This window comes from Chromobacterium sp. Beijing (assembly GCF_021496765.1).
Lineage (GTDB): Bacteria > Pseudomonadota > Gammaproteobacteria > Burkholderiales > Chromobacteriaceae > Chromobacterium.
In genome coordinates, this window is the sequence record NZ_CP053750.1 from 2,189,409 (window position 1) to 2,204,644 (window position 15,236).

The window sequence follows — 15,236 nt, forward strand, 5'->3', positions numbered from 1 at the left end:
CAGGATCAAGGCCGGTCCCGGTAGCGAGACGGACAAACGAGTTGATCGGGTAGCGGTTTTGGCTGAACTGGAGGTGGAGCACGAGGACCGTCTGTATCCCACGCCCGATGCGTTCCCCGAGGTTGAGGTAGTCATTCAGCGCGACGTTCTTGACGACATTGCAATCCTCGCCCGCGAAGCTGGTCTTCCTCTCGTCGTCCATGCTGCAGGCGGGATGGGCAAGACTGTCTTGATGCAAGGGCTCGCCGACCGATTGCGAGCCGATGGCCCCGTGGTGCTCTTCGATGGCTTCGGTGCCGGTCGCTGGCGGGATCCTGCCGACGGTCGGCACCTTCCGGAAAGGACGCTTGTCCACCTTGCCAATCTCATGGCCGGGCAAGGCCTGTGCGACATTCTGTTGCCAGTGGCGGACGTAACGGGCTTGCTGAGGGCGTTCCGCCGACGGCTCGCGCAATCGGTAGAGACGGCGCGGCGAACTCGCAGCGATGCATGTGTTTCACTGGTGCTGGACGCGATCGACCACGCCGGGCTTGCCGCGCAGGAAACTGCGACATCATCATTCGCACACCTTCTCATGCGCAGCATCAGCGTCGATCCGATCAATGGTGTCCGCATCATCGCATCGTGCCGAACTGAACGGCTCGCACTGGCAACCGGCGATACCTCGCATCGTCCTTTCACCGTTCCGTTGTTCACTGACACCGAAGTACGTGCCCTCGTCGGGCGGCGCGTGCCGGATGCTTCGGCCGACGAGATTGCCGCTCTGCTGACACGCTCAGGTCGCAACCCACGCTGTCTCGACAACCTGATCACGACCGGGCGGCCGTTTGATCCCGTGACTTTTCCTGACGCCCTGGGAGAGCCGCAAGATCTGCTCGACGTGCTGCTTCGCAAGCGTCTCAATGAAGCGCGCGAAACTGCACGCGCTCGCGGTGCAAGCGACGCGGACATCGATCTCCTGCTCACGGGCATTGCCTTGCTGGCGCCCCCAGTTCCCATTGAAGAGCTTGCAGCGGCACACGGCCTGATCGCGGAGCAGGTTGAAAGCTTTGCGGCCGACCTTGCCCCCTTACTTGAGCGAACGCCACATGGCCTGATGTTCCGCGATGAACCGACCGAGACCTTGATCCGATCGAACTACGGCGCGGGCCAAGCCGATCGAGATCGCGTTATCGCCGCTCTCCAAGAACGCCAGCTCACTTCAAACTATGCCGCCCGGGCACTGCCAACGTTGCTCACCTCGCTACGCGATGCCGATCAGCTCATCCAACTGGCCTACGATCTGCGTGTTCCCCGAGGTGCTTCACAAGTAAGCGCACGCGACATCCGTCTATCGCGAATTACTGCCGCAATAGCACTGGCGGGAGAGCTTAACCGGCGCGACGATCTTCTGCGCCTGCTACTGGAAGCGTCGCTCGTTGCTGCGGGACATGAGCGATCCGACCGCTTCCTATACGAGCATCCTGATCTCACCGCCGTGGCGGGTGACCCCGAAGCCTTACGACGGCTTTCCGCGACCGACGTTGGTTGGCCTGGGGGAAACACGCCGCTCTTGCGCTTGCGAACATCTTCGCAGGCGACCGAGACGAGGCCCGTCGCCACGCTCGGCGATCGATCGATTGGCACAATTGGGCAGCGCAGACCAAACGTACCGCGCGTTCTAACAATTCGACCACTTCAGGGCAATGGGACGATATTGGCTTTGCCTATGTCGAGATGCTGGTGGGCAATGACGTGCGCGTTGCCGAGTTTTTCGCCCGTCGAGTCGATGGCGCGGCCTTCGCCAAGTTTCAGGACTTATTCGATCTTCTGGATCGACACCAACATTCGCCACACCCACCGAAAACACGCGTCGCAACACGGTTGTTGCGTTGCCGGCAGCAATCTCGAGCACTGTACGCCGCCGCTCTCCCATTCGTCGGTCGCGACCCATCCCGTGCTAGGAGGCTTGTACAGGCGCTTGCGGCCGCGCCTCCTGCCAAAGACAAGAGTGAAGGCTTGGCAATGGCCAGCGTGCTGGCAGCGGCGCTGGCGATTGAGCTTGGCTTGGAGAGGGAGGCAGCAGCCATCCTCGCCGGAGCTGCACTTAAATCGCCGACCATCTATGACTATTCAAGTCACCATCCGATCGATCGCACGATCCACGTAACCGTGCTGGCCGCCGGTGTTCGAGCTGCCTTGAGCCGGAAGCATGCCACCTTGATCGACATGGCGCCGGCCGAATTTATCGAGTTGGTGCCCGCAGGTGCACGGTCGCGAGGTGACGCGACCTTCGTCCGGGTACTTAACCAGAAGCTGGCGGCTCCGAAGTTCGATGGAACTCGGCACCGCCGAAAGAGGCGCGATGGCCTCAATGAGGAAGAGCGATCGAACTATTCGCGTACGCTTAGCAGTCGGATCTTACCGCTGCTGAACTACGCGCAGGATGTCGCCGACATCATTCGCCCGCCGCGTGGAAAGACGCGAAGCGAGTTGGTGACCATGGCCTTTGACCGACTTGTTCGCGATGTCGAGCAGTCATCCAACTATCCGTATCGCGACGGGAAAGCGTATCTCGCACGAACCAGTTTCCGAGTGATATTTGATCTCGCCGACGCGTTAGGTGCGCTCAATGCGACGCTTGCGAAGCGCATGGTCGAGTGGGCTGCGAGTGCTCCGGGCCTATTCACGCCGGAACTTACCCATACGGTCAGTCGACTGTCACGCATCCTCGAATGTCACGATGCTGCGCTCCTCCTTGCCGGCCATGTCGAGCGCAAGATTCAGCTCGATACCAATGTCGGGACTAGGGTCTCGTCCTACGGTGAACTCGCTCGCGCAGTCTGGCGAGTCGGCACTGAAGAGGCAGCGGCCTATTTCCGCCGTGCACTCGACCTTACGGAGGCAATTGGATCAGATGATTTCGATCGTACCAACCACTTGCTCGAGCTGACGGGCCACTATTCTGGCCCCGAGCTTTCGCCGGCAGCGGCGCACACCCTAGCGCGCATCCTCGAATTGAATCAGAACGAGGACGGCAAATTCCCCTGGACCGAATATGCCCAAACGATGGTGCCGACTGCTGGTCGGGCGACGTTGGCAATACTGGCGCGGCTAGACGATCGTGACGCGGCTCGGCTCGGACTGTCACTCGGCCCAACATTAACTGTCCTCGTTCGTGGTTCGAAGCTTTCAGTTGAAGCCGCCGCCGCCCTGTTTGGCATGGCTGCTCCAATCGAAACTTGGACCTGGCATATCTCGGACTTCGCATCAGAGGTCATTGGCCACCTGCCTCAAGAGCTACGGGAATGGTTCTTCGATCTACTCCTCGTCGAGATTGACCGCGACGATCAACTGTCTCCCGCAAGGGAGACGATCGAAGGGCTACATGACCTCGCTGAGCACAATCTTCCTGCCGCTTCCCGTGCTCGAACACGAATCGAGGGCCTGCTCGCTCGCCGTGGACCCAAATCCAAATCAGAGATGATCATCTCCCCGTCGACCGCGACAGAGCCACCGATCGTCTTCCCGGTGGACCTCACGGACCCAGACAACATCGACCGCCAGATACTCTACGAGGAGATTGACCAGTCGGGACGACGCTGGCCAGTTCGGACTCTGATCGATCTGGCCAAGAAGACAAACTCTCCCGCCGAGCGCCTTGGATTCGTCCGCGCGGTCGTTGAAGCAACGGCTGCCACGCTTGCCGACAAAATCCTCGCGCTGGACGATTACGTGGAAGAGTGGGGTAAGTCGTCGGCGGCTATGCGCGATGCTCTGCCGGACTTGGGACTACGCTTGGCGACCAAGCACGCTGCCGAGCTCGCCAGTTCAAGCACCGATGCATGGAGCGGCTGGCGAGGTTTGGAGCAATATTTTCATGCCGATCGCGCAACTCTTGTCGAGCACGTAGTTGCCGCGCTCCGGAGCACTGCGGATAGCCTTGGCGGTAATGCCTGGCTTGCGCTTGCCGCGAAGCTAGCGTCGGACGTCAGTGCCGGTGCAATCGCCGAGGGACTCGAACGGTTTCTGGAGAATACAGCCGAAAAGCTGCCATCCGAAGTTGGAGACGGGCCATGGGATGCTCGGTTTGCGGTTCCGGCCGACGAGGCGGCATTCGTAGCGGGATTTGTGTGGGCTAGGCTTGGCCATCCCGTTGCAGCGATGCGCTGGCGCGCTGCACACGCGGTAAGGCACTTGGCGACGGCCGGACGCTTCGATGTCGATGTGCTTGAAAAACTGATCGAGCGCTTTGAGTCTGCCTGGAGCTTGCCTTTCAGCGATGCAAAGCTGCCTTTCTACGTCATGCATGCGCAGCTCTGGCTGTTAATAGCCCTTGCTCGCGTAGCGAAGGACGCCGCTCCCGTATTAGCCCACCATCGCACGTTCTTCGAGCGTATCGCCTTTTCTACCGAGTTTCCGCACGTCGTCATGCGTGCGTTCGCGATAGACATACTTCGCGAGATTGCGCAGTCTCTGGCAACCGAACAGCGCAAAGTTGCAATCGCCAAGCTTGCCTCGGCAAACCAGTCGCCTTATCCATATGCTCCCCGAAGCGACTATCGCGAGCTCCGCTACGCCCCCAGGCCCGACGTCTCGCCACGACCAGAGGATTGTTTTCACCTCGACTATGACTTCAACAAATATCAGGTCGAGCACTTGTGCCGTGTCTTTGGCTGTCCTGGCTGGGAGGTGGAGGACCGCATCGGCACATGGGTGCGTCGGTGGGACACAAACGTTCGATCGATGCACGATTGTTCACGCAGCAGCCATGACGAATCTTGGTCGTCGGGATACGTTCCCAATCGAGACCCATATGGGGGTATCTCGGCTGGCATGCACTCATGCTTGTTGCCGGTGACCTGCTGGCCACACGGGAGGTTGTTGGTGAGGACAGGAACGGCGATGCCTGGATCGCGTTCCTCAGGGAATACACGCTGTCACGAGACGACGGTCTCTGGCTTGCCGATCTTACTGATCCGTTTCCGCTCGACCTTACCAAGGAAGCGGACATGCCCATGCCGGAGAGTGGTGAGAGAGGCTCCGTCCGCGAAGATAGCAATCTGCTGGCACCGTTACTTGGCTTGGTGGACGCTAAGGTCATGAAGGATTGGGTGCCCGTTACAGGACGCTGGTCGATTGGGCGAGACACAACTGTCACGCTCCAAAGCGTACTGGCGAATGCTAGCGATGCACGAGCGGTAGTCATGGCGCTCCTGTCAGAAGAAGCATTCTTTAGATGGTTGCCTGACGATGAAGATGAAATCGCCCGTCATTTCGGGAGCGGCGGCCATACCGTTCAGCCGTGGGTTGCAAAGACGCCGAACACCGAGCGCCAACTCGACCGGCACGATCCCTATGGCGCTGCCAGCGCACTCGACAGGCCTGTCCCAGCGGATTGGACGCGAGACCTGCTGGGGACAGTCGCGGAGGATGAGGTGACCCGCCGCTGGTCAATCGGCGGGAGAACAGCGTATCGCGCCGAAGCTTGGGGCGCTGAGGGCGGGCGGGGTGAGCAAGCGTGGAGTAATACTGGGCACCGTTTGTTCGTCAGCCGTGGCGTATTGCTTTCTCTACTCAAGATGTCCGAACGTAGTCTTGTCGTTGCGCTCAAGATCCAAAAATATCATAGAGGAAAGTCGAGCGGACGTTGCGGGGATACCAGCGGCTTTACCCATCGGTTACTGGTGGTCGTCATAAACGAGCGCGGCCAGGTTTGGTCACCGCGAGGCCTCTCTCGACGAGCCAAGGAGGCTATTATGACGCTGGATTCTGACCGACGGCGTGATTTCTATCCGCGGTTCCGCGCGATCGCCGGCCTGCCCGATGAGAGGCAATCTCGGCACAACAATCCACCGATAAGCGAGGAGCTGTATAGAACACTCATCGACCGCCTATCGCCAGAATAAGGCAATGGTCGGCCTCCCTCCTCACTCAAACCTGACTATGGTGGTCAGGAGTACTTCACAGATCGCCATATCTCGCACCACTCGGCCTACATCGGTTTTGGCGACTTCACTTGCACCGAAACGGCATTCAGCAGTACAGGTGGCCCCCTGGAGCGGATACCATCCATGCCATCTACAAATGCACACCCTCCGAGATCTGGCAACACGCTGCGCACAACGGTCGAACAACTAACCAAAAGCATGCCGCAATGGCAACCGGGCTATGCGATGAAGTACTTGAAGCAAAGCCGCGACCAACAGGAGTTGGCTGCGGCCATGGAAAAGCTGTGTGCTTATACCGCAGGAGCGGCAAAGCGGTTGTCGTAGCCCTCTGGTGACGTGTCGCTGTAGGGACCCATCCGATCTGCCAGCCCCAGGGTCGTCAGTGCTTCGATAACGGAAAGATAGCGGCTCGCCCCATCGACAAAAAGCACGCGATACACCTGACCGGTCTCATTCTCGATGGCCAATACCATGCGGCCTTTATCGGTCAGGCGGTATTTCTTCGCTACCTGGCTGACCTGTGGGTCATACGAGGCGATAGCGGCGTTTTTAACATATCTGGAATTCATGTGGCACTCCTCCGAAAGGAATCAACATGATACCCACCCGGCATAACAAGGGTAAACATGGATAGACTTCGTAACAGCTACCAGCAGATGTGCAAGGCGATAGCCGGCGGCTGGGCGGCTAGCGGGTTGGCCACAGCGGCCGCTGGCTCAATGGTTAAAATTAGGCCGCAATAGTAGCCAGTCCATCGTAGCTTAGCCCCATGTCATTTTAAGCTACCATGCACAAGCAATCGGCGGCGTACTGACTACTTTGAACCGACACAGAGTTTCCTCCTTCCATGGCCAGATTCTTTCCAACACTCGATGACGCGGAATTCCGCAGCAAAGGCGAGTTCGTCCTCTTTCAGGAACTAGCGGCACTCGACGATGAATTTACCGTCATCCACTCACTACCTTGGCTGCGAGGCAGGACCAAGCGTGTGTACTCGCAGGAGCTGCAGGAGTACCTGAGGGTCTCCTTGGCAAGGAGGCATCTGTCCGGCGAGGTGGACTTCGTGATCCTGCATGCAGAGCTGGGCATGCTTTGCATCGAGACGAAGTCGGGGCTGTACAAGCCTACGGGCGTTCGATTCATCCACGAGTGTGACGGATATGAAATCGATCCACTGAATCAGGTCAAGGACAACACTTTCGTCCTCGTCGACATGCTGCAATCGTGGCAGATGAAGTGCCCTGTCGGATACGCGGTGCACTTTCCGGACTTCGATCTGGAGAGCTCGCAAATCGCCAGCGCGTACGTACCTCTCGACCAGCCGCTCCCCGACGGCATCCTGATCCTGCAGAAACATCGTCGAGACATGCCCTCGCGCATAGTGCAACTTATGACGCACTGGAAGGCTGCCCTGAACTACAGCAGCCAGCACGAATTCAGCCGAGAGATCGATCGATTTCTTGAGGCCGTTTGGCCGACGGAGGCACGTGGCGGGCATCTCGGACGCAAGATCGTCGCGGATGGCGAGTTGTGGCTTCGACTTGACGATAAGCAGGCGAATCAGGTGGCCTTGTGCCTTGATACTGATCGAAGGCTGATTGCGGGGTTCTCGGGCAGCGGCAAGACGCTCATTGCGCGCTGTCTTGCCGAGCAGTTCGCCGCCCAAGGCCTCAAGGTGCTTTTCCTTCTGAAGAACCGCCAGATCACGCAGAAGGTGGCCGCTCAATTGAGCCATCTTGGCCGGGCGGTCACGGTTCAGACCTTCCATTCCTACTGCGAGTCTATGGGCTCGCAGAATAGGGACGGCAGCTTGGGCGAGCCTAACTATGACGAGCATCACCTGGCCTTGCATGGGACGGTGGATCGCCAGTACGTAGTGCTGATCGTCGATGAGGGGCAGGCGCTCAACGAGGCCGATCACCTGGCGCTGCGCGACCATTTCGCTAACGCGCGCAAGTTCGTCTTTGCCGATGAGCTCCAGGTGCTTCCAGGTATCGAGAAGGGCAGTTCTTATCGATTCCTGGAGGACACCTACGGCGAACGATTCTTCTATCTGGCAACGGTCTACCGGAATCCGGGGGCATCACTCAGACGATGATGGAGATGAGGCCGCCACGACATGAAGTGAACTGCCCTCGGCCGATCTTTAGGGAGGACTTGTCCAGATGCATCAGCAGGGATGTTACCAAGAGCATTCAGACCCTGACGGCGAAGCTCTCGAAGGCCGGTGTCATGACTCAGGACATAATCGTGCTCAGCCAGTTCTCTTTGTCGCTTGAGGGAGTTGATGCCCCGCGATCCACAATTTCGGCCTATCGCGGCATGGAGAAGCCTGTCGTCATCGTCGTTGCGGGCATCGACATGGACGACACCACATTGGCCTGCGCACTTGGGCGGGCCACCACGCGCGCTTACATCATCGTGCCCATCGAATTGCTCGCGGGTCTGGGCAGAATAAAGTCGGACTTCCTGCGCAAGGGCTTGGAGAAGGTCGATCTCTCAAGGATCCTCGATCAGGATGCTTGTGATCCGGCCCCGCGATTCATCGCCAACAAGGTACGGAAATTCGCAGGCGCAATAGGAAGGCACGAAATATTCGGCGAAGGATTTTTCTACGCAAGCAGATGGAGGCGATGGGTCTATGAAGGCGGAGCCCAGTGGGCCAACCGAGGGGTTCAGCTGTGGGGCTGGTGGCTCTCGCTATCGACAAGCCTTCCCATCTCAGGGATCGACCCGGTGCGTAACGAACTGACTGATTGTTATCTCCAGCCTTGCGCCGAGTGCGACACCACGACACCGCATGGCTGGCTTCTTCGCACATGTCTGACTTGCCAGGCCTCGCCATTGGACGAAGCCAAGTCTTCCGCAATCGTCTTGCAGGCTGCCAAATTGGACGTCGTACAATCGAGTACACGGGGACAATCGCTAATCAAAGTGGCGGCATTGGTCGGGGATTTTCAGTTTCCGCGCTTCAATGGCGCTGTGCGTGGAATGACCGAAATACCTGTCCTGGATCTCGCCACCACGATCGTCGAATTTCGGATGCGCTGCGAGGCGATAGTTGCCACCAAATCCCAGATAGAACAATGGCTACGAGAGATTTTGGTAGCCAGCGAGTTAGATGACACCACCGAGGCCCTTGCGGGCCGCACGATTAGCAGCCTCTGCGCGCAGAAGATACTGGTGAAGATCAACACTGGCCGATACCGTCTGACTGACCCTCAATAACCTTGAAAAACGGGGGGCTTGAGCCGGCCTGCCCAATCATAGGGCAGGATTGCCTACCGGAGCCGGGACAGTCCATATTTTCAACATGCATGACCACTGAAATCGGAACTGACGTCTGTGAGAGTTCGTAAGTTAGGGGGCGACACCCTGGCCAAGCGGCTGGTATTCGATGTATTGCGGACAAGCCCAGACTACCGATTCAGTGACCGTTTTGGCCGATTATGGGCTTTGTTGCACAAATCAGGGCTTGCGCCCGTCCGGTAGAATGACCGCATGAGCAAGCCCCTCCCTCCTAAGTATCAAACCATCAACTGGCATGCCTACAACCAGTCCCTCAAGCAACGTGGGCAGTTACTCCTCCGGCTCGACAAAGACATGAACTGGCTGGCATCTGCCACTGGCAAACGGGGACGGCAGCCAACTTTCTCCGATGCCGCCATTCAGTTCTGCCTCACCATCAAATGCCTCTTTGGTCTGGCACTACGCCAAGCCACAGGCATGGTCGAGAGCATGTTGCGCCTGGCTGGACTTGACTGGGCCGTTCCCGACTTCAGTACGCTTTCTCGCCGCCAGAAAGACCTACAGGTGCGCATCCCGGTACAGAAGAAACAGGGTTGTCTGCATCTCCTGGTGGATAGCACCGGCATCAAGATGATGGGTGAAGGCGAGTGGAAGGTGAAAAAGCATGGCGCTGACTACCGCCGCCAATGGCGCAAGCTGCATCTGGGAATTGATGCGCAAACGCTGGAAATCCGGGCCATGGAAGTGACCGACAATCGCACCGGCGATGCCACGATGTTGCCGGAATTGCTGTCCCAGATTCCGGCGGCAGAGGGGCTGGTGACGGTGACTACAGATGGGGCGTACGACACGCGTCTATGTCACGCAGCAATTGCGGAGCGCGGGGCTGCTGCCATCATTCCCCCGCGACGAAACGGCCAATTCTGGAAAGGGAATTCACAGGGCAATCAGGCTCGCAATGAGTCGCTACGCTCAGTGAAGTATCTGGGGCGAACGCTCTGGAAAAAGTGGAGTGGCTACCATCGCCGCAGCTTGGTCGAAACGAAGATGCACTGTTTCAAATTGCTGGCAGACCGCGTCAAGTCGCGGGACTTTGACCGGCAGGTGGCGGAGCTTCAAATCTGTGCAGCGATTCTGAATCGCTTTACAGCCTTGGGCACGCCGCAAACGGTCCGCATGGGATAAGTCCGTCTGGGGATTAGGGCGGCTCGGCCTTTAACTGATTTGTGCAACAAAGCCCGCGCGAGGTGCAGCACGGCGACCTCTTATCCTGCCGCATCGTTCAGTCTGATTCCAGCCCTTCTGCGACAAGCTTCAAGCAGCTGCTCCCATATGGCAGAGTCACGGCATCCAGCGTCGGCATCAACTCTGCCGGCGAGGGTCAGGCAGTGGGGCTCCGGAAAGTTGCTTGAGATGGGTAAAAATCTATTTCAAACCAAGCTAAAGACTGCAGTTGGTCAATAGCCGTGATGCTAGCAGATAGGCATGGCTGACTGTGAAGGCTGACCTGCGTATTCGGCAGACCGTTGGCCTTTGCGAACACTTATGCCAAAGGACTACAATAGCTGCTGTTGGCCAAGAGTTACAGTTTGCTGAATCAAGATTAATGGCCAGTTAACGCTGGGTGTAGTCATTCATCGGGGAACCGCTAAGAGCAGAGGTAAGCCTCCTGCCCGGCGCCTATACGGTTTGTAGAGTGGCCCACACACATTTCGGTTGAGAGGTGCATTAATGCTAGAGGCAGTCGCCACCACACCGGTATCCGGGGACATCACACTTCGACTCCTAGAACTCTGTCAGTTTCGTCGACTCGGCAAGGTCCAACTGGATATCGACGAGAAAACTACAATTCTTGTCGGCGCGAACAACAGTGGGAAGACATCGATCCTTGCCGCCCTTCGCCACTTTCTTGCGGATGGCTCCGCCTTCGGTGCGTTCGATATCAGTTTGTCGCAGTGGCCAAAGCTGCGAGCGCTTGGCAAAGCGTGGGAGACGCTAACGGAAGACCCTTCCACAGTGGTAGGGTCCGAAGACCAATGGAAAGAGCAGCTCGAGACTATTCTCTCAGCCATGCCGACATTGGATCTCTGGTTCGATGCAGAAGCTGGCATGTACCACTACGTTGCACCGTTCCTCTCAAAATTCAGCTGGAAAGGTGGGGCTGTCGGTGTTCGACTGCGCCTGGAACCGGCTGCGAATGTGGATGAGCTGAAGCAGCTAGCCTGGACATATCACACGGCGCGGCTCCCTGTGAAGGAGATGGGTGCGGATTCACTGGCCTGGCCCATTGATCTGCTCGACTTTTGGTTGCGCGAGCCAGCCAAGCTGGGTCAAGTGCGCGCCTATAAGTTGGATGCTGATAACAATCCGCTGGAGGGTTTGAAGACCTACACCACTCAGACGCTGCCCGCAGACGCCAGCCCAATTGAGCGTAAGTACCTGACGAAGTTGATACGTGTTGACTTCGTAGCAGCCCAGCGCGGGCTCGGCAGCGAAGAAGCTGATTCGCGGTCTGCCTCGGGCCCGCATCGGATCGGTATGTTCTCTAACCAGCTTCTCAAGTTTGCCCGACAGCACTTGAACATTGCCAGCACCGGGCACGGCCATCGTGCGGACCTGATCAAGGCTGTAGCCGAGGCGCAGAGGGACCTAGACAAGAAGATTCACGAAGCCATCGCCGATTCGGTTGAGGAGGTGAAGGAACTCGGATATCCGGGTCTGCATGACCCCCAAGAAATTCGCTTCCGCACACGCATCCAGACGGCTGACTTGCTCGACCATGGGACCGCCGTCCAGTACAGCATGCAAAAGGAGTCGCTCGAGGAGCTCCTCCCGGAATACTCCATCGGGCTCGGCTACCAGAATCTACAGTCACTCAGCTACCAGCTGGTCTCCTTCAAAGCAGCCCGGCTCAAGCCCGGAAAAGGGTCTCCGGCACCCGTTCATTTAGTGATGATTGAGGAGCCTGAGGCGCACCTCCATGTTCAGGTTCAGCGCATCTTTCCCGACAAGGCACACAAGCTCATCAGCCCTACTGAGAAAGATGCGTCAGCGCTCAAAAGCCAGCTACTCATCAGTACCCATTCGAGCCATCTTGCTCATGCAGAGAACTTTGACCGGCTCCGGTACGTTCGCCGCATCGCAAAGAGCGCGGCAACCCCCATGCCGACGACCGAAGTGGTAAATCTTGGACAGGTTTTTGGTGATGACAAGAAGACCCGCCAATTCGCAGAACGCTATTTCCGCGTTCAGCACACAGACCTCCTGTTTGCCAACGCAGCCATTTTCGTTGAGGGTGTTGCAGAGCGCATGCTGGTTCCGCTCTTCATTGAGCGGGACTTCAAGACACTGAACAGCCGTTACGTGTCCTTTCTTGATATCGGCGGGAGTCATGCCCATCGACTCAAGCCGTTGGTCGAGAAGCTTCGGATTCCCACAGTCATCATTACCGACATCGACCCTTCCGAAGAAAGGGAAGGCAAGCCCAAGAAGAATGGTGAGCAGACTAAGAAGCTAGTCGCCGTTGCCAACACAGGTCAAGCTGGACTTCACTGCGGTAATCCAACTCTCCGCGGCTGGCATCCGAAGCTGCAGAAGCTCGACGATTTTAAGAATCCGACTGAAGCTCAATTGGTCTGGGACGAGACGGCAGATTGCCTTGTGCGGTTCGCCTGGCAATTGCCGGTCGCCGAAGCGGACGGCAGGTGGCCCAGTACGTTTGAAGACTCACTCGTTCTCACGAATATGCCCTGGTTTAAGGGCCTGATGGATGAGAATGTTAATGATGATGGCATGAAAATTGAAACGCCGACAGGGGCACTTCGCTCTGTCGCAAAAAGGGTTGCTGAGGCCGGAAGCGTTTCAGACCTACTAGGCGCACTTCACACGCTCATGCATAACTCGTTCAACAAAGGGGACTTCGCCGCAAGCATCTTCGAAAGGGTTTCGACCGAAGAGCCAGTCTTATGCCCAAAGTACATCGCAGACGCCCTAGGCTGGCTACAGGCGCAGCTTGAACCTAGCCAGGAACCGATGGTATGAGCGCGGCCCCCATCTTTGCCGGCAACGACCGCGATGCTGGGGTTGTCGAAGAAATCTGCGGCTATCTCACTGAGGAGCCTCCCCGTAGCTTCTTCCTTTTCGCCGGAGCGGGGTCGGGGAAGACACGAACGCTTGTTGAAGTGCTACGTCGGCTGACAGGTGTCCTGGAGCACGAGAAGGGCGGACAGCTTGCTCGACGACTGCGGATGTACGGGCGGTCCATACGGGTAGTCACGTACACGAAGAACGCGGTCTCGGTCATCAACGGACGCCTTGGGGATAACGACTTGGTCGGGGTATCCACCATCCACTCATTTTGCTGGGAGCTCATCAGCGGATTCAACGATGACATCCGAGCGGCGCTCATCGCCGTCAAGGAAGCTCAACTTGAAAAGGAAACCGCGGAGGCGCTAGCAAAGCCAAGAGGAATCACCCCCGCTAAGCAGCGGGACCTTGATGAAATAAAAGAAGACATTGAGGCGTTCAGAGCGACAGATGTGTTCATCTACCATCCGGACCGCAATACGTACGGCCCTGGAGCACTTGCTCACAACCACGTCCTCGACGCGACGGCCTGGCTCATCCGAAACAGGCCTACGCTCCAGACCATCCTCAAGGACCGTCACCCCATCGTACTCATAGATGAATCGCAGGACACGATGAAGGGCATGCTGGATGCCTTGATGAACCTTGCAGAGCCGAGGGGTAGCGGTCTTACCTTAGGGTTGCTTGGCGACCATCGGCAACGCATTTACACCGATGGACACTCAGACCTTCCAAGTTTGGTTCCACCAAGTTGGGCAACTCCAGAGCTGCAAATGAATCATCGCAGTCAACGCCGAATCGTCACCCTCATCAACAGAATCTGGGAAGCAGAGCTCGAGGGTCGGACCCAACCTGCAAATGGAGTGGAACAGCATCCAAGAGCAGAGAAGACAGGGGGAGTGGTTCGGCTCTTTGTAGGTGACACGTCGCTTACTCCAGAGGATAAGGTGCTCGGTGAACGTTGGTGCGCAGACCAGATGCGACAGGCGAGCGGGGCAGCCGCCTGGAACCAAGGTCAATTCCAGCTACTCGCCTTGGAACATAAGCTCGTCGCAACTCGCGGCTCGTTTCTCGACGCGTTCAGTGCCATGGTCTTGCTAGACCCGAATGCTGCCGCACCTACTGGAAGTGGCGAAAACAAGGGACCCGCTGTAGTCCAAGCTCTATTGAACGAACTTGCCCATCTTGAGGCATGCGTTTGCACCGATGGTTCTGTGGACGAGTTCAAGGCCACAGAAGTTTTTCGGCGCTATGGTCGCCTCGACAACATGCCGGAAGACACGGCTGCGCGAACAAGCCGTGTCGAAGAAATGCTTAAAGCCATTGCAGCTTTTGCCGCCGCCTGTGCAAATCCGAAGTCCACCGTGGAGGAGGTGCTAGAGCCGGTCTTGAGCGCAAATCTGTTTAAGGTTGACCATCGCCTTTTAGCGGCGTATGCGGACAAGTCTCCCGCGCCACCAGCACCCGGCAAGGGAGAAGAGGAGTCCAAACAGGACCGGATGCGTCGTGGTTGGTGCACCCTGTTTGCCACCCCTTGGAATCAGCTCCAAAAGTACCGCACCTACCTTGCGGGGAATTCAGTGCTAGCCACCCATCAGGTCGTCAAAGGCTCTCAATTCCATCATGTCATGGTGGTAATGGACGACAAGTTGGCCGGCGGCAACCAAATTTCCTATGACAAGATTTTTGGGGGTACCGAGCTCAGCAAGGCAGACAGGGATAACGTGGGAAAAGGCAAGGAGACGACTATCGACCGTACTTTGCGCCTCCTGTACGTCACCTGCAGCCGTGCACAGGAGTCGCTGGCCCTCGTCCTCTGGTCGTCCGATCCCACAGCAGCCCTAGCGCGAATCAAGGACAGCGGCTGGTTTGACGACGACGAATTTCAAGCAATCGTCGTAAATGACCACACGTTTTTTGCAGAAAAAACGTTGCTGGAATATCAGTTTTCCTTCGGCCCCTGAGCGCGGT

Annotated in this window: 8 protein-coding genes; 7 read left to right on the plus strand and 1 reads right to left on the minus strand. The window is 57.6% G+C overall.

Translation table 11 applies throughout. The annotated features are described in order from the left end of the window. Nucleotides 1-2,004: 2,004 nt before the first annotated feature. A complete protein-coding gene (locus tag HQN78_RS10155; protein WP_235089353.1) occupies nucleotides 2,005-5,085 on the plus strand; it encodes a hypothetical protein in 3,081 nt (1,026 codons plus the stop codon). A gap of 101 nt (nucleotides 5,086-5,186) precedes the next feature. Continuing rightward, nucleotides 5,187-5,888, plus strand: a complete 702-nt coding sequence (locus HQN78_RS10160; RefSeq protein WP_235089354.1) for a hypothetical protein — start codon at nucleotides 5,187-5,189, stop codon at nucleotides 5,886-5,888. A 332-nt stretch (nucleotides 5,889-6,220) separates the two neighbouring features. On the opposite strand, the gene HQN78_RS10165 is transcribed toward HQN78_RS10160, so the two are convergent. After that, entirely contained in the window at nucleotides 6,221-6,499 is a 279-nt protein-coding gene (locus HQN78_RS10165) for a hypothetical protein (RefSeq protein WP_235089355.1), read from the minus strand. Nucleotides 6,500-6,777: 278 nt separating this feature from the next. On the opposite strand from HQN78_RS10165, the gene HQN78_RS10170 reads away from it, so the two are divergent. From HQN78_RS10170 to HQN78_RS10190, 5 genes are all read left to right on the plus strand, one after another. Next, a complete protein-coding gene (locus HQN78_RS10170; protein ID WP_235089356.1) occupies nucleotides 6,778-8,028 on the plus strand; it encodes an NERD domain-containing protein/DEAD/DEAH box helicase in 1,251 nt (416 codons plus the stop codon). A 134-nt stretch (nucleotides 8,029-8,162) separates the two neighbouring features. Continuing rightward, nucleotides 8,163-9,158, plus strand: a complete 996-nt coding sequence (locus HQN78_RS10175; RefSeq protein WP_235089357.1) for a hypothetical protein — start codon at nucleotides 8,163-8,165, stop codon at nucleotides 9,156-9,158. A 273-nt stretch (nucleotides 9,159-9,431) separates the two neighbouring features. Then, nucleotides 9,432-10,364, plus strand: a complete 933-nt coding sequence (locus HQN78_RS10180; RefSeq protein WP_235089358.1) for an IS5 family transposase — start codon at nucleotides 9,432-9,434, stop codon at nucleotides 10,362-10,364. Between the two features lie 546 nt (nucleotides 10,365-10,910). Continuing rightward, nucleotides 10,911-13,220 (plus strand): AAA family ATPase, encoded by a 2,310-nt coding sequence (locus tag HQN78_RS10185; RefSeq protein ID WP_235089361.1) that lies wholly within the window; start codon nucleotides 10,911-10,913, stop codon nucleotides 13,218-13,220. Beyond that, nucleotides 13,217-15,229, plus strand: a complete 2,013-nt coding sequence (locus HQN78_RS10190; protein ID WP_235089363.1) for a UvrD-helicase domain-containing protein — start codon at nucleotides 13,217-13,219, stop codon at nucleotides 15,227-15,229. The genes HQN78_RS10185 and HQN78_RS10190 overlap by 4 nt, the downstream gene beginning before the upstream one ends. The last annotated feature ends 7 nt before the right edge of the window (nucleotides 15,230-15,236 follow it).